The sequence below is a fragment of the Vibrio paracholerae genome (genome assembly GCF_037672085.1).
GTDB classification, from domain to species: Bacteria; Pseudomonadota; Gammaproteobacteria; order Enterobacterales; family Vibrionaceae; genus Vibrio; species Vibrio cholerae.
In genome coordinates this window covers 1658797-1676090 of record NZ_JBBHLM010000002.1, presented here as the reverse complement: position 1 = coordinate 1676090, position 17294 = coordinate 1658797, and the positions used below count along the sequence as shown (strand labels likewise).

At 45.7% G+C, this 17294-nt stretch carries 12 protein-coding genes, 1 pseudogene and 1 riboswitch; of the genes and pseudogenes, 5 read left to right on the top strand and 8 right to left on the bottom strand.

Features of this window, described 5'->3' with window-relative positions:
• Positions 1 to 36: 36 nt before the first annotated feature.
• The 5 genes from R4537_RS12765 to R4537_RS12745 form a co-directional block, all read right to left on the bottom strand.
• Positions 37 to 657 carry a CDP-alcohol phosphatidyltransferase family protein gene (locus R4537_RS12765; RefSeq protein ID WP_057557222.1) on the bottom strand — a complete coding sequence of 207 codons (621 nt, stop codon included), beginning with the start codon at positions 655 to 657 and terminating at the stop codon, positions 37 to 39.
• Positions 650 to 1312 carry an ATP-binding cassette domain-containing protein gene (locus tag R4537_RS12760; RefSeq protein WP_000577782.1) on the bottom strand — a complete coding sequence of 221 codons (663 nt, stop codon included), beginning with the start codon at positions 1310 to 1312 and terminating at the stop codon, positions 650 to 652. Before R4537_RS12760 ends, R4537_RS12765 begins: the two co-directional genes overlap by 8 nt.
• Positions 1278 to 2978, bottom strand: a complete 1701-nt coding sequence (locus tag R4537_RS12755; RefSeq protein WP_071178373.1) for an ABC transporter permease — start codon at positions 2976 to 2978, stop codon at positions 1278 to 1280. Before R4537_RS12755 ends, R4537_RS12760 begins: the two co-directional genes overlap by 35 nt.
• 13 nt (positions 2979 to 2991) lie before the next feature.
• The gene (locus tag R4537_RS12750; protein WP_042988429.1) at positions 2992 to 4140 is read right to left on the bottom strand and encodes an ABC transporter substrate-binding protein; all 1149 of its coding nucleotides are present in this window, start codon (positions 4138 to 4140) and stop codon (positions 2992 to 2994) included.
• Positions 4141 to 4347: 207 nt separating this feature from the next.
• Positions 4348 to 4791, bottom strand: a complete 444-nt coding sequence (locus R4537_RS12745; RefSeq protein WP_000778133.1) for an META domain-containing protein — start codon at positions 4789 to 4791, stop codon at positions 4348 to 4350.
• 146 nt (positions 4792 to 4937) lie between these two features.
• On the opposite strand from R4537_RS12745, the gene R4537_RS12740 reads away from it, so the two are divergent.
• A complete protein-coding gene (locus tag R4537_RS12740) occupies positions 4938 to 5204 on the top strand; it encodes a DUF1289 domain-containing protein (RefSeq protein ID WP_019828519.1) in 267 nt (88 codons plus the stop codon).
• A gap of 5 nt (positions 5205 to 5209) precedes the next feature.
• Here R4537_RS12740 and R4537_RS12735 read toward each other — a convergent pair whose 3' ends face one another.
• Together R4537_RS12735 and R4537_RS12730 are read right to left on the bottom strand one after the other, a co-directional pair.
• Positions 5210 to 5425 carry a hypothetical protein gene (locus R4537_RS12735; RefSeq protein ID WP_000828213.1) on the bottom strand — a complete coding sequence of 72 codons (216 nt, stop codon included), beginning with the start codon at positions 5423 to 5425 and terminating at the stop codon, positions 5210 to 5212.
• A 282-nt stretch (positions 5426 to 5707) separates the two neighbouring features.
• Positions 5708 to 6961, bottom strand: a complete 1254-nt coding sequence (locus R4537_RS12730) for an aromatic amino acid transport family protein (protein WP_071178372.1) — start codon at positions 6959 to 6961, stop codon at positions 5708 to 5710.
• Positions 6962 to 7297: 336 nt separating this feature from the next.
• On the opposite strand from R4537_RS12730, the gene R4537_RS12725 reads away from it, so the two are divergent.
• Entirely contained in the window at positions 7298 to 8161 is an 864-nt protein-coding gene (locus R4537_RS12725) for a DMT family transporter (protein WP_071178371.1), read from the top strand.
• A gap of 82 nt (positions 8162 to 8243) precedes the next feature.
• Here the strand turns inward: R4537_RS12725 and mgtE are convergent, their stop codons facing one another.
• Positions 8244 to 9596, bottom strand: coding sequence for a magnesium transporter (gene mgtE / locus R4537_RS12720; protein WP_071178370.1), 1353 nt, complete (start codon positions 9594 to 9596; stop codon positions 8244 to 8246).
• Positions 9597 to 9698: 102 nt separating this feature from the next.
• Positions 9699 to 9868, bottom strand: a riboswitch (M-box (ykoK) riboswitch).
• 521 nt (positions 9869 to 10389) lie between these two features.
• Here mgtE and R4537_RS12715 point away from each other — a divergent pair.
• From R4537_RS12715 to R4537_RS12705, 3 genes and pseudogenes are all read left to right on the top strand, one after another.
• Positions 10390 to 13850 (top strand): annotated as a pseudogene (locus R4537_RS12715) (ATP-binding protein).
• A gap of 4 nt (positions 13851 to 13854) precedes the next feature.
• The gene (gene vieA, locus R4537_RS12710) at positions 13855 to 15609 is read left to right on the top strand and encodes a two-component system response regulator VieA (protein ID WP_080483317.1); all 1755 of its coding nucleotides are present in this window, start codon (positions 13855 to 13857) and stop codon (positions 15607 to 15609) included.
• Between the two features lie 14 nt (positions 15610 to 15623).
• Positions 15624 to 17291 carry a response regulator gene (locus R4537_RS12705; protein ID WP_042988432.1) on the top strand — a complete coding sequence of 556 codons (1668 nt, stop codon included), beginning with the start codon at positions 15624 to 15626 and terminating at the stop codon, positions 17289 to 17291.
• Positions 17292 to 17294: the final 3 nt, after the last annotated feature.

The following is a 17294-nucleotide window of genomic DNA, read 5'->3' as shown; positions in this document are numbered from 1 at the left end:
CAACGTATCGATCAACTCACGTTGAGGGCGCGAACTTTACCCTTGTTCGACGTGTTGCAAGGTTTGAAAACCGTAATAGATGCGTGTTGCCGTAGTAAACCAACAGGCAGCACCAAACAGCCAAGCTAGGGTTGAAAAAGAGTGAGGCAATAAACACATCAACATGAAGCAGGCGATGGTTTCCGTGCCCTCTGTCAGACCACTCATGTAATACAAGGATTTGTGCTGATACACCGGATTGGTGATGTTACGTTTACTGGCCATGACTGCAAAAGCAAGAAAGCTAGTGCCCGTCCCGATAAAAGCAAAAATCAAGAAAGCGCCCGCGACCGCGTTATGTTCTGGGTTTGCAAGGACAAAGCCAAACGGCACTAAAGAGTAGAACAGAAAGTCGAGGCTAATATCGAGAAATCCTCCCGCATCTGTCAGCCCTTGGCGGCGCGCGAGGGCACCATCCAGTCCATCACAGATCCGATTAACCACAATCAATAACAAGGCGAGCCAGTATTGCTGCATTGCAAGCGCAGGTAATGCTAATGCCCCAATCACAAAGCCGAATACCGTGGTTTGATTGGCGGTGACGCCCGCTTCATCCAGCAATCCTGCGGCTTGATGAAGTGGCCAGCGAATGATTTTTATCGCGTAGCGATCAAGCATGGTTTACCTCTGTTTCTTGCTCAATGACGGGCCATTCAATGACACGACTGCCCACTGGCACATCCTCATGGTCATGAGTGACCATGAGTGTTGGGATCCCTGCGCTGGTCAGTTGATTGAAAACCCAATCTCGAAATTGGCTGCGTAAGGCTTTATCTAATTTACTGAAGGGTTCATCCAGCAGAACTAATTTAGGCTCGGCGAGCAGCATGCGCATCAAACTGATCCGTGCCCGTTGGCCACCGGAAATCTGCTCGGGAAACGAGCAAGCCAGCTCAGTGAGGGCAATTTTCGTTAAAGCGGCATAAGCGTTTTTCTTACGTTGTTCGCCTTTAATCGAATTCGGCAACGCAAACGCTAAGTTTTCCCACACATTGAGGTGTGGAAAAAGCCAATCTTCTTGAAAAAGCATGCCTACTTGGCGTTGATGAGCCGGTAAGGTGTTGAGCTGCGTATCCCCAAGTTTCATCGAACCTTGAAACGTAAAATCCGTGGCGAGATGACCCGCAATCACGCTCAATAAGGTGGATTTGCCGCAGCCACTAGGGCCCATTAGGCTCACAATCTCGCCTTCTGCGATAGTCAAATTAAACTCTGCCAAAAGGCAGCGGCCATCTTGTTTATGGATGGCGAGGTTTTCGAGAGAAAATATCATGAAATACCGTTGTCAATTGTGCTGCTCGGTAGCGGTGAATTTGCATGCGTCCGAGTAGCAGAGCTATTGAAAAGAACACAAAAGGCAGGAGTGCTTGGCAGAGGGCGTAAATGGCTGTCACTCGACGATCGTAACCGCTAGAAAGGGCAACGGCCTCTGTTGTGATAGTGGTTAAGCGTCCGCCGCCGAGCATCAAGGTCGGGAGATACTGCGCCAAACTGACACTGATCCCGACAGCCCACGCATAAAGCAGGGCAGGAAACAGCAATGGCAATTTGATTTTCCAGAAAATTTGCCATTCGCTCTTACCCAAACTGCGTGCAATCTTTGAGAAATTCGAATTGTAGCTTTGCCAAGGTCCACTTAAGGCTAAGTAAACTAAGGGAAATGCAAAAAATGTGTGTGCCCATACCACCCACCAAGTATAGGCTTGAGAAGCCATCAGCAGAGTCAAAACTTGAATACCGAACAACAAGGAGAGCTGGGGCAGTAACATAGGTAACGCGATGATGTAAACCGGGATCGCCCGTTGAGTGTGCAGTCGATACTCTTGGGCAAGGATGCCCAACAATAACGCTAAGCTACCGGAGCCAAGGGCAAGCAAAACGCTGGTTTCCATGTTGTGCAGAACATTCGGCCACTCGTCATACCAAAATTGTCCGGTCCATTGGGTTGGGAAGAGGTCAGGGAAGCGCCAGCGCTGTGCCAAACTCCAAATCAATGTGAGCGGAATCATGGCTCCTGAAATGGTGAACAAGAGCGTGAGTATGCTTTTGTGAGGCAAAGGAAAGTGAGAGCGACCGGAAGATTGCCACGCGCGATAGCCGCGAGTGAATAACCACTCAAGCGCAACAATCGCCACTAACACGATGCTTGCGAGAAGTAATAGCACTACCGCACCAGAGGCGGCTCTAGGTAGTAGGTTCAAATCGGGTTCATTAAACCACTGCCAAACTAGGACTGAAAACGTTGGGGGAGTGGTCGGCCCTAACACTAAGCTGAAATCGACCACGGAAATAGCGTATGCAGCGACGGCAAACAAGGTAAAGCGGATTTTGCGCAGCCACTGCGGGAAAACAATCTTCCACCACATTTGTGGCTCAGAATAACCCAGTGAAGCACTGAGCATTTTCATCTTGGTTAAATTCAACTGCTGTAAAATGGGCAAGCTGATCAACAGAATAAATGGCACTTCTTTTAGCGCCAGAGCGATAGTAAGTCCGATGGCGTAAGGGTCGTGCACCAACCACGTCACCTCCTGCGAGTTGTCACTGAGTTCGAAGCCATAATAGAGCAGACGAGCCAACCAACCGGTCGAGGCAAACAAAAAAGCAAAACCGATCGCGAAGGCCACATGGGGTAAGGCAAGCAGGATAGATAAACTGTTTTCTATGCGCTTCCAGCGAGGATGAAACCAAAATCGCTGCAAAATGGCGAAGCTCATCAAGAGGGCAAGATAAGTGCTGAATAAGGTCGAAGTAACAGAAAGGAGCAAGGCGTATTCAACGCCTTGCCATTGCCAAACTTGGCTAAAACCCTGCCAAGATACGTGGTGATGCCCAAGTACTGGCAGATAGCCTGAGGCTGAGATCAAGACTCCCGCCAACCCAGGTAGTATCGGCGCGACACAGAGCAAAATGAAACCCCAATAGGCGGTTCTAAGCATGGTCTGACAACCGTTACTTTAAGCTATTACCGTAGCGCTTTTGCCATTCTGCTTCGAGCGCGCTTTGCCAACTTGGGTGCGGCTCAGCAATCGCAGGGAATAGGATGGTATTTTTGGCACTGCCTGTCAGAAACTGAGGTTTCAATATGGAAGGATCGCCCCAAATAGACAAATCTCCTTTACGAGATTGTGCTTCGTCACTCAGGAGGAAATTAATCGCCACCAGCGCCCCTTCTTTTGCGTTAGCGTTCCAAGGAATTGCTAAGAAGTGGATATTGGTTAAAGCGCCCTTTTTCATCGCATAGCTTTGCGCTGTCGGTGCGAGCTTGCCAGTAGCTTGCGCTGAAAATACCGCATTCGGGTTAAAGGTGATCGCGAGGTCTAGTTGACCATCATCCAGCAGTTGCATCATCTGGGCAGAGCCAGCGGGAAACTGTTTGCCTTTGCGCCAAGCCACAGCATGCAATTCATCTAAGTATTGCCATAGTGGTTGGGTGAGCTGCTCAAACGTGGCAGGCTCTACGGCTTGATTGAGTTCCGGCGCATAGTGAGTCAGTTCGATCAGAGCTGCTTTCAAGAAGCTGGTACCATGAAATTCAGGGGGCTGTGGGTAGCTAATGCGGTTTGGAAAAGCCTGCGCATAGCTGAGCAGCTCGGCAAATGAAGCCGGAGGATTGTTCACTTGCTGCTTATCATGAATAAACACCAATTGTCCGACGCCCCAAGGCGCTTCTAAGCCTTCAGTGGGTTCGGAAAAATCGCTGTCAACGGGTAAGCTTTTGTCGACTTTCGGCCAGTTAGGTAAATCTTCGACAAATGGCCCGTAGAGTAACTGATTGTTTTTCATGGATTTGAAGTTTTCACCGTTAATCCAAACCAAATCGACACTGCCTTGCTCATTTTTTCCTGCCACTTTCTCTGCGATCAAACGGGTAGTCGTTTCGGCGATATCCGTTACTTTCACATGCTGCAAGGTGACGCCATAGCGGGATTTGAGTAGGTCAGCAGACCAGCGCAAGTAGCTATTAATCTCTTGGCTGCCACCCCAAGCATGGAAATAAACCGTTTGTCCGCGGGCTTTCTCGGTAGTCTCTTCCCATGATTGCGCAGAAACGCCAAATGAGAGGGCGCAGGTCGTGAGAAAAGTCAGCATTTTTTTCATGAATTGTCCTTAAAATTTCGGCTTTACAGTATTTCTAGACCGGGTGAAAGATGCTTGTCTTTCATTATGAAGGAAAAAATTCAAAATGCTTGTTTTGCTTGCCTTAAGTGTGGCGAGGTCAGGATTAAATAGGGTGAAATAAAAACGGCAGCGATGTGCGCTGCCGTTATCTTATGCCGACGTTAAAGGACTGCTCTGGGAAAGGCGTTATTTGACCCAGTCACGCAGGGTAAAGGTTAGCGTGTGAACATCGTTCTTCAGCGTCAGCGTCTCTTTGGTTAGGGTGATCTGGCTCCAGTCAGTCAAGGTTTGTGACACGGCTTGTTCAGTATCCATGGCATCACCAATACACATTTTCATGGTCATGCCCATTTTCTCAATGCGGAATTGGTTATCTTTGAGTTCAGCCTTACCAAAGAAGTTATTACAGCCGGCATTCCCGCTGGCCATCATCTGTTCACCGATCTCCAAACGTGGTGCTTGCTCGTGTTCGCTTTTCACCACATCTTTGCCATCAATTTGAGTCAGTTGCCAATTATGGTGTTGAAGATCTTGAGCGGTAATCTGCACGGCATCACCATTGCTTGCACAAGCGGTCATCAATACAGGAAGGGTGATTGCGGCAAGTAATGATTTTGAACTAAGCTTCATATTATTCACTCCGAATGTGGAAACCCGCACAGTATAGTGAATAAAACACTGTTTTTGTCAGCATAAGGTCATGGTTTATATGAAACTTTGAACCTAGTCGCCTTATAAGCCACTACGAAGCCAGTAGAAAAGGATGTGATTCACTTATGGAGCAATTGGAGTTTTTCAATATTGTCAGCCCTTGCATTGGGGTATGCAGTGTCGATGAGAAAGGCTATTGCAAAGGTTGTTTACGTAAGCGTGAGGAGCGTTTTGAGTGGCTGAGCATGACTCCTGCGCAGCAATTACATGTGATTAAACTCTGTCGGCAACGTTATCGCCGTAAACAGCTGGAGGTGCGTGGCCAGAGCAAAACGGAAAATCTGAGCGAGAGTACAGTACCGCCGACTGACGCTCAGCAGACTCTGTTTTAACCTGTCTATTCAGACCACAAATCACTGACCCAACCTCCTACTTGATCATCGAAATGGTTGCCCGCAAATTTACGCGGTTCATTAGCACTCGGATCTTTTACTTGGGTCATCATTTCATAAATGTAGCGAGCCATGGGATCGCTGCAGCTTTCTACTTGTTGCTTACGAGTGGCGACCTCTCTTATCAGCTTTAGACGATAACTCTTGCTATTGCGTTTCATTGGCAAACCTCCAATTGTTGAGCGACTGAGTTTAAAAGTTAGAACTCAGTCACACTATCGTCAATGGTCATTTGCCGTACATTTTCTAATGGTATTTAGGCCGAGCAGAATCTTATGTCTTTCATCTTGCTGACCGTTAGAAGAGCATTGCCTAAGCAGAGGCCAATTTTCGTACTGCCATGCGTGTACGATGGTGAAGGCAACAGTGTCATATGAGAGGTGTTGTGAATAGCGGGCAGTGTGGAATTTGGCTCCCAACAGGGAGCCAATAGCGCAGGAAATTTAGCGAAGTAAACTGTAGAGCAAAGCCGAAACGGCGAGCAATCCAACCAGTAACACGAAGAAAGTGCTGAAACGTTTTTGATGTTCACGCAGGGCGGGCACTTTGAAGACGGCAATCATCGGCATAATGAACAAAATCATTGCGATGACTGGGCCCGAAAGCGCTTCCATCATGCCCAAAATGCTTGGGTTGAGGATTGCAGCGATCCAGATGGTGACAAATAAAAAGCCGATGGTGAGACATTCCGCCAAACGTAGTGATACCCCTAAGTTTTTGGTCAGTAGGCCAGATAAACTTTCACGCGCCCCTAAGAAGTGGCCGAGGAAGGAAGAGGTGATGGCGATGAAGGCGACCAGTGGCCCGAGCGTCGCGATAAATGGGTTGTCAGTGACATTGGCCAGATAAGTCAGTACCGAAACGTTTTGTGCTTTGGCTTCTTGCAGTGCTTGTGGCGAAAGGGCAAGTACACAAGAGAAGACAAACAGCAACACAAACAAAATTAAGACCACGCTAGTGTGGCGCAGAATCAGCTCTGACTTTTGTTCGGCTTGTTCACCATAATGGCGACGTTGGATATTGGCAAAACTTGAAATGGCCGCAGCATGGCTGAATGAGAACACCACCACCGGCACGGCCAGCCATACGGTGTGCAGAAAATCGCTGGTTTGCGGAAAATCAAACGAAGGCATTGACCAGTAAGGGATCAAATACAGCGAGAGTAGGGCAAGGATCGCCGCCAGCGGATAAACCATGATGGCAAAAGCGCGCAGCATGATTTTCTCGCCACTGAGCATGATAGCGATAAGCCCAAACACTAAAGCGCCAGAAAGTAGTGCGCGTGGCGGCGATACCATGTCCGCTTGGTTAACCAAGAAACTATCGACTGTGTTGGTAAGGCCAACACCGTAGATAAGCAGAATAGGAAAAATCGATAAAAAATAGAGTAGGGAAATCAATCGGCCAGCGTTTTGGCCAAAATGTTCTTCCACCACATCAGTAAAATCGGCATTTGGACGACGTGATGAAAGTACAAAACGCGCCAGTCCACGATGCGAAAGATAGGTCATAGGAAAGGCTAATACTGCCATCAGCACCAGCGGCCAGAATCCTCCTAAACCAATATTGATCGGTAAAAATAAAATCCCTGCACCTACTGCTGTGCCAAATAGGCTCAGTAACCAATAGGTATCATGTTGAGTCCATTTTGAGGAACGGGCAGCACTAAAATGGGTCACTTCCTGAGAGTCTTTCACTGAAATCTCACTTCTCTAAAAATAATAATGTGGTGAATCCTACTCCTATTAGTGGTTATGATCATTTTGCGACACTGGTCATAATCACTGGAATTTCCCGTGTGTGCTTAGGTTGCAAACTATGAAAAATTGAAAAACTTAGGTTATTGTTCCAGGTTATTGGTTTGAGGTTGAAACTAAATACTAAAATTTTATATTTTTTAGTAAATTTGATTTTTTGCTTTATTTTTGCTCAATGATAGGTGAGAAGGCGCTTAAACTGGAATCGACACTGGTATGCGGCACGCTTTTCGCGCACAATCGCTGTCATAACTCTTCTTATCAATCACATGAACCATGCGTACTCGTTTTCCTGCTGAATTGCTGCTTGTTGTGACCACCTTATTAGCTGCGGGAGGCTGGGTTTTCTCGAAGCAAGCGATTCAAGAATTGCCCCCGTTTGGCTTTATTGGCTTACGCTTTATCGCGGCCTCGCTTTGTTTGTTGCCATTTTGCTTGACTGCGTTGAAACAAGCCTCACGGCAAGCGTGTTTTCAATCGATGGGGGTCGGGGTTTTACTCGCCGCGTCACTTTTTTGTTGGATCCATGCCATTTTAATCAGTGATACTTTGGGTGAGGGCGCGTTTATCATGAGCCTCTCTATGTTGTTTGTACCGCTATTGGCATGGCCGATTTTCGGACAGCGACCGATTCGTGCCTTTTGGCTTTCACTGCCCGTGGCGGTCGTGGGACTATTCTTGTTGGCATGGAATGGCACTTGGCAATTTGCCGCGAATCAGTTGTGGTTTTTAGCGGCCTCATGTTGTTTGGCGCTGCATTTTAACTTCAATAGTCGTTTCTCAAGCCAGCTTCCACCTATGTTATTGACGACCTTACAATTGTTTACTGCAGGTTGTTTGGGTATCACGTTATCTTGGTTAACTGAAAGTTGGCCTGAGACTATCAGTTTAGTGACCTGGAAGTGGTTTGCATTCAGTGTGTTACTGGCCACTAGCTTGCGTTATTTAATGCAAACCATGGGACAAAAGAGTGCCAATCCGACGAATGCGGCGCTACTGATGCTGTTGGAGCCGGTGTGGACGTTAGTGTTAAGTGTGGTGATTTACCAAGAGACGATGCCATTTAACAAAATGTTGGGCTGTGGATTTCTGTTAGCCTCTTTGCTGTTGTATCGAGTCAGCTTGCTACGTTTGCGGTAAGTACGAAGCAAAGCAAAAGGCCTGATACCACACCGCCAGCATGACGCTGGCGGTGTTCGCTATTCATTCAATCCAATGCCGGTTAAGCCAATTCAGGCAAGATCAGTTTGGCGATTTCAAAGTAGATGATAAGGCCAGTACCATCGACTAAGGTCGCGATGAATGGTGCGGAGACTACTGCTGGGTCGACATTCATACGGCGCAGCACCATAGGAATGACCGATGATACCAGCGCGCTCCATAGCACTATCGCCAGAATAGTCAGCATCACCACCAAACCGATTTCAGGGCCGACACCCAGCGTCCAAGCACGGATCCACGCAGCCATTGCCATCGCCAATGCAACCAGTGTACTGGTTGACAGTTCTTTGCGAAGTACGGTGCTAATATTGCGTAAACTTACTTCGCCGACTGCCATAGCACGTACTATGGTGGTGGTAATTTGCGTACCAGTGTTACCGCCAGTACCGATGAGTAGCGGAATAAAAAAGGCGAGGGCGATCGCCGCTTCCAACTGCTCCTCAAAAGAGCGTAAAACCGTGCCTGTGTAGGCTTCCGCCACAAACAGCACCAAAAGCCAGACAATGCGTTTTTTCCACAATTGCCAAGGTGACGTTTGTAGATAGCTCGCATCAAGTGGCATGGAGCCACCTTGCATTTCAGCATCTTCCGTGGTTTCTTTTTCTAAGATACTGACCGCTTCTTCCAGATGGAAAAAACCGACTAACTGCTGCTGATGTACGACGGGCAGCACCGATAAGTTGTGCTCAAGCAGCAGACGCGCCGCTTGCTCTTGGTCAAGATCAGCATCGAGAGTCAGACATTGTGGCTCAATAAGGTCACTCAACGCCTGATCGGAATGCGCCATCAGCAGCGCTTTGGGATCAATCGCCCCAAGCAGCAAACCATGTTGATTGACGACGTAAAGACGATGGCGCGCTTGTGAGTCGCCCCAAGACTCATACAGCACCTCTTTTGCTTCAACCACAGTTTGTGATTCAAGCAGAGCCAGACGCTGCGTGTGCATATGTGCGGCAACGCTCTCTTCTCCCCAACGCAGACGTTCACGATAACGCTCCGCATTGATCGGATTCATCATGTTGAAAACGCCATGCAGCTCATCTTCATTTAAGCTACGTAAGGCTTTTTCGACAACGCGAGGATTGGCGTAAGCCAAGCCAAGATTGAGTGCATTGTTATCCATAACACACAGTAAATGGCCTGCACGGGGAGCAGATAGCAACAGGATCAGTTCAGCCAGTTGTTCACCAGTGAGCTGTTGTAAAACAAAATGAATTTCTGGTTCGGTGAGTTTGAACAGTTTTTCCACCCACTTATCGCGACGTGAAGAGTGCGCGAGTTTGCGAGCAAATTCATTGAGTTGTTTCAGTTGTGCAGCCGCAACAACAGAGTGGTTTGTTTTCATTACATTCATCACACATACCTCATGTGACTCAGGACAGACCTGAATTGTTTGAACTTTGATGCAAGAAAACAGCAGTAATTGGACGAGCGAAAAGGAAATGGTATGAAAAAGGCTTCATCCCCGAGTCCCAGCTTCAGCACTGCACAACGTATTCGCTCACGCGAAAGCCACTTGGGTTAACACCTTAATCCGATGAAAACTGTCCTGATCTTGGGCATCTCTGGATGTCGTGAGATCAGTGGCCTATGTTTGTACAGGAGCCTCGCCTAACGAGATGCTGTAATTACACAGTATATTTCCCTTTGACAAAAAATAGGCTTGAAGGCCATGACTCCCTCATCAAAAGGATTTTAATGCTCAACAGCTTGAGCGGCGGGGATTATAGGTGCGATAGATTTGCCAGTGCAAGCCGAAATGTGGTGAAAAATGTAATAGTTACGTAAAGTTTTGGTCAGGATTATACATTTGCATGATGTTGGTTGGTACTGAGAAGAATCATATTCACACCACCCAATTTCACTTGTAGGAAATTTCCTTCAGGAGCATGATGAGAATGAAATATTACGGTTTGTTTACGTTAAAACTATTAATAACATTGCTTATCTTAGCTTTAGTACATTATTATTTATCCATAAGTGTGATCTCTGCCATGGGTCTGTGACGATTGAAACGATATTTCTTTACATTACTGTTAAGTGTTTTTGCATTATTTGTGCGTGCTGCAGATTATTTGGATCCGAATGAGCAAGCGTATGTAGAGCAAAAATCTACAGTCACCATTGCAGTATTAAAAGAAATCTGGATGCCTTACTGGGGTGGGACAGGTCAGGAGCCGATAGGTATTGAACATGATTTTGCCTCAGGGATAGCCAAAGAGCTCGGGATCAACATTGAGTACAAAGGCTTTGATACCATTGAAGCCTTACTTAATGCCGTCAGCACGGGTAAAGCGGATATGGCGATAGGGTTTGGACAAACCCTTGCGCGTGAAGGAAAGTTCCTATTTTCTAAGCCTTTATATGAGAATGTACGCGTTATTTGGTTACGCGATAAAGCCATGGAAGAAAAACCCTTTGCTAGCTTGAAATGGGTCTGTATTCAAGGCACATCTTATTGTGAAATTCTCAAAGATCGTGGTTATCCCAATATTATTATGGCTCGTAACTACAGCAGCTCTGTGGAAATGATTCGCCAAGGTATTGCGGATGCGACGGTGACAAATTATGTTTCCTTAAATCACTACTTAAGCCAAAAACGTTTAGCATTGGGTAAAGTGATTTTTGATCCAGATTTGGGTGTACAAACAAACCGTATATTGATCAATAACAATGAGCCTCTGTTATTGTCAGCAATCAATAAAGTCATTGACGCTGATAAGCAGGGATTGACTGAGAATAAATTAAATTCGGCAGATGTTTATTTTCTAAATGATCAAGCCAATTTAAATATATTACGAAATGAAAATGTTAATCCAGTCGTTCGCTATACAATTCAAGAAGATTTATTTCCGATGTCATATTGGGATGAAAAAGAGAAAAAATACAAAGGTTATGTACATGATTTATTAGAGAGAATCAGTACTAAGAGTATTCTTAAATTCGAGTTTGTTCCTGCCTACGGCCGAGATGTAGAAGATATGCTGCGTCATGGCAAAGTGGATCTTATCCCTAGCTTTAATATGACTTATGTCGATGACCGATATTTCATTCATACAGGCAGATACACAGATATCCAATTTGGTTATATAGAAACAACGCAGCCTTATACCACCCAAATTACTGGCATTCTTGATCGCACAGGCAAGTTTAACGCTTATATTGCGGCACAAAAGAATTTATCTGATGTGAAAGTATACCGCAGCATGTATGACCTTGAGCAAGCGTTAGAGAAGGGGGATATTACGCATGGGCTTCTCAATAAGGTGCTGATTAATCAGATGTTGTTGGATGGCCGTCAAGACGCTTTCAAACTCTCCCCATTGACTGAGGGGCAAGATCTTCGAGCCGATATGACGATGCTTGTACGCAAAGATGCCCGAGGTTTACAAAACATGCTGAAAAAGGTGTTAGCCACCTTCAGTCAACAAGAGATTGATGAAATCAAAGGCGCTTATGACCGAGTCACGGTCTATTTTGGTTATGACAAACAGAAAGTCCTGATATATGCCTTGATCGTATTATGTTGTTTATTAAGTATCGGGCTTATCCTCACTTTATCACTCAGCCGTTTACGCGGTAAATTACGCAGCTCCGAACAAGTTGCCAAGTTATCTACTGAGCAGCTACGTTGGTTGACGGAATTACTGGACGCCATTCCGAGCATGATATTTATTTCGGATGAAAAAGGTGAGGTTGTTTTAAGCAATGCGGCTTATCGAAAAATTTATCACACCTGCTGTGAAAAAGGGTGTGTTCAATCGCAGCCTGAGTGTTCATTTCTTACGCTTTCCGACCAACATGAAGCGGAATTCTCGATCATTATTCAAGCTCCAAAATCTAATTGCTCTATCGACGAACACTATTTCCATGTGACACGCCGTGCCATTTCTCACCCGATTAATCAACGTAAGTACTATTTAACGCTGTTCAATGATATTACGGAATTAAAAGAAACTGAGCAGGCCTTGCGTCAATCCAATGAGCAAGCGTTACAGGCGGTAGAAGCGCGCAATCATTTCTTGGCAGTCGTCAGTCATGAGTTACGTACACCGATTGCGGCGATGCTTGGACTGATGGAGATTTTGGCTTCACGTTTAAGATTTTGGCTTCACGTTTAAAAAGCAGCGAAAGCCAACTGCTATTGACCAATGCGATAAGCTCGGCAGAGCGTTTGAAATTACACGTTAACGATATTTTGGATTTCTCAAAGATAGAGGCGCAGCAGTTACAGCTGGATATTGGGCTGTACAATTTAGCCGATGAACTAGGGCCGTTATTGCGTGGATTTGAAGCCAGTGCCAAGCTCAAAGAGATTGAGTTTGATCTGATTTGGTCGCCGAATTCGTTACTGCTTGCGAACTTCGATGCCTTGCGTTTTAACCAGATCGTGACCAATCTTCTTTCTAATGCGATCAAATTTACTGACCAAGGACGAGTGGTTTTTAAAATCGACGTTGCCCCTGAGATGTTAACTATCGTGGTCGATGATACCGGCTGCGGTATGACTCAAACGCAAATCGATTCGCTGTTTGTTCCTTTTGTGCAAGCTGACAGCACAATCACTCGTCGCTTTGGTGGAACAGGCTTAGGTATGTCGATTGTCGCCAACCTGATTGAACTGATGAATGGCAAGATTGAGGTGAAGAGCGAGTTTGAGCAAGGGACGCAAATTAAAGTGAACTTGCCTCTTGTGACGCAAACTTGTGATGAGTTTCGTGGGCAAGTCGTTGCTATGTCTTATCGCTCCCCTTATATGCTGTGGGCAAAAGCGCTGGGAATGCGAGTGGAAGAGAATGAAGAGTGGGTCGAGCAGAGTGGCCACAATATTTACCCAGATTTGCTGCTCAATAGGCTCAGAGAGGTCTCCAATATGGCTCTGGCTCAAGCTGAGCCTGCCCATTCTCGTTTGCTACAAGGACACGTATTAGTGGCCGATGATGATGCGATTAACCGTTTATTGATCAAAAAACAGCTTAGTGAGCTTGGTTTGAGTGCAACCTTGGTGAGTGATGGATTGCAAGCTTTCGAAAAGCTCTCGCAACATCCTGAGCAGTATGATTTGCTGATTACTGACTGCCATATGCCACATCTTGATGGGTTTGCTTTAACGCGAAAAGTGAAGCAAGAGATATCCCTATTTAAAGGCGCAGTTGTGGGTTGTACTGCAGAAGATTCGCGCCTAGCAGCGGAACAAGCTCTGCAAGCGGGTATGGATAAGGTGATTTACAAACCTTATACCTTAGCCAATTTGCGCAAAGTACTCAGTCGTTATCTCACAACGCAATGGGTCGCACTGCCCGAACAATCTTGGCTTGACGCTTACCAAGAAGAGGAGCGCGAAGAGATGGCATTAGTGGTGGCTGAGTCACTTGCTCAAGATATCGCTTTACTCAATCAGCCAGACTGTGATGTCAAAGCACTGGCGCATAGAATCAAAGGGGCAGCCGGCTCCCTTCAACTACAGCGGTTAGCCGATTTGGCCAAAACCGTTGAGAAACAAAACGATCCACATCAACTTGTGGCCGACAAGCAGCAACTGATCAATGCCATGCATGAAGTGGTCGAGCAGGCACAACAGTGGCTTAATAAGCATCAGAGCGAATAACGTTATGAAAATAATGATTGTAGAAGATGATCGAATTCAGGCGACGAGCCTGAAGCTCAAGCTAAGACAGCTTGGATTGGATGACGTCATCTTGGCTGAAAACGGATTTGCTGCCTTAGAACTGTGTAACAAAGTAGCTATCGATTTGATGTTTTGCGATATTCGAATGCCGCAGATGGATGGGATCAGTTTGTTATCACAACTGAGTTTACAGGCATCTAAGCTAGGTGTGGTGATACTCAGCGCGGTGGAAGATACGATTCTTGAGTTAACCCACAACATGTGTAGTTTGGCTGGATTTGCTTATGTTGATCGCCTACCTAAGCCCTACGAAGTGGAGGATTTACAGCGTGTTGTCGAGGGGTTTCAAAAGCAAACGGAGCCCGAAACCAGTCACAAACCTGCAATCACGCTAACCTGTGACGAGATTGAACAAGCTTTTCTGCACGACCATATTTTTAATTACTATCAACCACAGTTTGATTTTCGCAGTGGGGCGATGGTCGGCGTTGAAGCGCTAGTACGTTACGAGCACCCAACTCATGGCATGTTAAGCCCAGCAGTGTTTCTGCCTTTAATTGAGCAGTGTGGCTTGCATGAGAAACTCTTCCTTACTGTATTAGAAAAGTCGGTCTCTGCGCTGGCCAGTATTGGTGCTGACTTGCAGCTTTCCGTCAACATCAGCCAGCGCAACTTGCAACACTCGATCTGTGATCCCATTCTCGCCATCTGTGAGCGGTATGGCTTTCCCGCAAGCAAACTGACTCTAGAGATGACAGAACATGAGGTGTACAACGGAACCCCGACCTCATTGGCCAACCTTGCTCGCCTGCGAATGTATGGCGTTGGGCTATCGATTGATGATTTTGGTACGGGCTACGCGTCATTAGGTCAACTGGCTCAACTGCCTTTTACGGAACTCAAGATTGATCGCAGCTTTGTGCATGATTTGGCAAGCAACTACAAACACCAACAATTGACCAATATGTGTTTGTTGCTGGCTCAATCTTTGGGGTTGCACTGCGTCGTCGAAGGGGTAGAGAACGAAGAGACATGGCAATACTTACGTCAACTTGGGGTAGATACTTGCCAAGGTTACTACGCCGCTAAGCCCATGCCGATTGCTCAGTTGAGTGAGCTTTACACTAAAAATCGTCGTCAGTGTTTAGGTTGTCAAAGCATGGATGATGGCTGGCAAATCTTGCTGGTGGATAACCATATGCTCAGCACCACGGCATTACAAAAAGTGCTCAATAAAGAAGAGAACGTCAGCAAGGTATTTGTTGCACAAGATATTGAGCAGACGCTGCACAAACTGCGCGATTTACCGATCAACCTGCTGGTCGTCGAAAGTCGGTTTTTATCGACAATCAGTCCTGCGGCATTTCACGAGTTGCTTGAGCCTTACTATCGAGGGGCGATCTTGGTGCTGCATGATGGATTAACCGCTGAAATTCAACAGGATGATTCCAAAGCCATCGTCGTCAAAGCAAATACTTTGATGGAAACCAGTGCTCGAATCTTACAGCAAGCGCAGCAGAACACTGTGCGCCCACAAGCGCAACAAAAAGAGCTTACTCAGCTTTCTGAGCGAGAGTTGACAGTTGCGAAAATGTTAGTGGAAGGGCTGACAAATAAGGAAATCGCCCTACAGTTAGACATTAATCAGAAAACCGTGAGTACCTATAAGGCTCGCGTATTAAATAAGCTAGATATTAAATCAGCAATAGAATTAGTCAGGTTTTTAGATTTGAGCTAGGACATCTATAAGTAATGAATATAACAAGCCCTTCTTTTTCTGAACTCAGTGTTTTACTGATTGACGATGCTCAGATAGTTGTCACGAGTTTACGAACCATGTTGCTTAGACTTGGTTTTCGTGACGCGAATATATTAAGCGCGAAAAACCCTAGAGCGGCGCTTTTTATTGCTAGTCGGCAAAAATTTGATATTTATATTTGTGACTATAATTTCGGTAAGGGATTAAATGGTAAGCAGATATTTGAAGAACTCAAACATTATAATCTCTTAAAAAATGAGTCGGTATTTATTCTAGTGACAGGTGAGAATTCGTCATACGTTGTGCACTCGATTTTAGAGTTGAAGCCGGATGAGTATATCCTCAAACCCTTCAATATCATGACCTTGCAGGAGCGATTAACCAACGCTATTTCACGCAAACATGCGCTCAAAGCTCTTTATCAAGCGGAGCTTGATGGCGATGCCGAATTGGGAGTGAGATTGTGTGATGAACTGGAGCCTTTTTACAGCGATTACTATTTCGTGATCCAAAAATTTCGTGGGGAATTTTTAACTCAGTTGCGCCGTTTCGATCACGCGCGCGAAGTCTACCTCGAAACGTTAGAGCATAAAGACTTTGACTGGGCAAAAATTGGTCTTGCGAATGCCCTCAAGCAAACCGGACGTCAAGTCGAAGCCACGCAAGTAATACAAGATCTCTTGGTTAATGCGCCTAACCACGTTCGTGCTCGGGTCGAAGCCGCCAGTATTAGTCTGAGTAATAACTCGGTTCCTGAAGCTATTCACCATTTACAGATTGCCAACCAAATTGTACCCGGGCATATAGATAGGGAATGGGTATTGGCTAATTTATGCTTATCAGTAGGTGATACAGTTTCGGCTTTAGAGCGTTATCGCTTATATTCTGAAATCAATAAAGAAACACACCGCAACAACCAGCAAATGCACCTCAATTTTATTCGTACTTTGCTGTATGCCGCTCGATATGCTGAATCGACATCGAGGGAAAAATGGTTACAAGAAGCAAAAACCATCCTGAAAGAGCTCTATGATAAAGGTCAGCATGAAGAAATATTGCCTCAACTTGAGCTTGTCGCTGCCCATTTCGCGATGGAGGATGATGAGTTTGCAGTATCAGTCGAAATATTAAATAAAATATACCGTTCAAAACCGTTCGAGCTGTTTGAAGACCGCTACCATTTTACGTGGTTATTGAATGTGATGGGGTTTGATTCTGAATTTGCGAAATGCATCAGTTGGTGTAATGAAGCCCTATTGAATCAGGAAAGTGGGATATTGTTAGAAAGTAAGATTGTGTTAGGCAAAGCACTGAAGCAAGCTAATGAAGATAAGTTGCAATGGTTAGAAGAGCGATATCATGCTTTATGCAATAAAAAATTGACGATCGATTCTCTATTAGAAATCTACATCGAAATATTGGAAAGATGTCCGACACTTCGAACGGTATGCATGAAAGTCGTGACAATTTTGTCTCGTTATTGGCCAAGAATATTGAGTGAAGCGGAAGCGGATTTGCTACTTAAAAAGTGTAATCACACCATTTTGCAGTTGATGAATGATGAGGAGTTGACTAGCTCGAAGTATGAAGATCTTTATAAAAAAGCGCTTATGTTTCGTGCCCACTATTATGAGGAAAATGCGTTGTCAGAAGAAATCTAACCG

Coding starts and splice junctions, on each gene's coding strand:
- R4537_RS12765 (WP_057557222.1), bottom strand. CDS start 657: ATGCTTGATCGCTACGCGATAAAAATCATTCGCTGGCCACTTCATCAA.
- R4537_RS12760 (WP_000577782.1), bottom strand. CDS start 1,312: ATGATATTTTCTCTCGAAAACCTCGCCATCCATAAACAAGATGGCCGC.
- R4537_RS12755 (WP_071178373.1), bottom strand. CDS start 2,978: ATGCTTAGAACCGCCTATTGGGGTTTCATTTTGCTCTGTGTCGCGCCG.
- R4537_RS12750 (WP_042988429.1), bottom strand. CDS start 4,140: ATGAAAAAAATGCTGACTTTTCTCACGACCTGCGCCCTCTCATTTGGC.
- R4537_RS12745 (WP_000778133.1), bottom strand. CDS start 4,791: ATGAAGCTTAGTTCAAAATCATTACTTGCCGCAATCACCCTTCCTGTA.
- R4537_RS12740 (WP_019828519.1), top strand. CDS start 4,938: ATGGAGCAATTGGAGTTTTTCAATATTGTCAGCCCTTGCATTGGGGTA.
- R4537_RS12735 (WP_000828213.1), bottom strand. CDS start 5,425: ATGAAACGCAATAGCAAGAGTTATCGTCTAAAGCTGATAAGAGAGGTC.
- R4537_RS12725 (WP_071178371.1), top strand. CDS start 7,298: ATGCGTACTCGTTTTCCTGCTGAATTGCTGCTTGTTGTGACCACCTTA.
- mgtE (WP_071178370.1), bottom strand. CDS start 9,596: ATGAATGTAATGAAAACAAACCACTCTGTTGTTGCGGCTGCACAACTG.
- vieA (WP_080483317.1), top strand. CDS start 13,855: ATGAAAATAATGATTGTAGAAGATGATCGAATTCAGGCGACGAGCCTG.
- R4537_RS12705 (WP_042988432.1), top strand. CDS start 15,624: ATGAATATAACAAGCCCTTCTTTTTCTGAACTCAGTGTTTTACTGATT.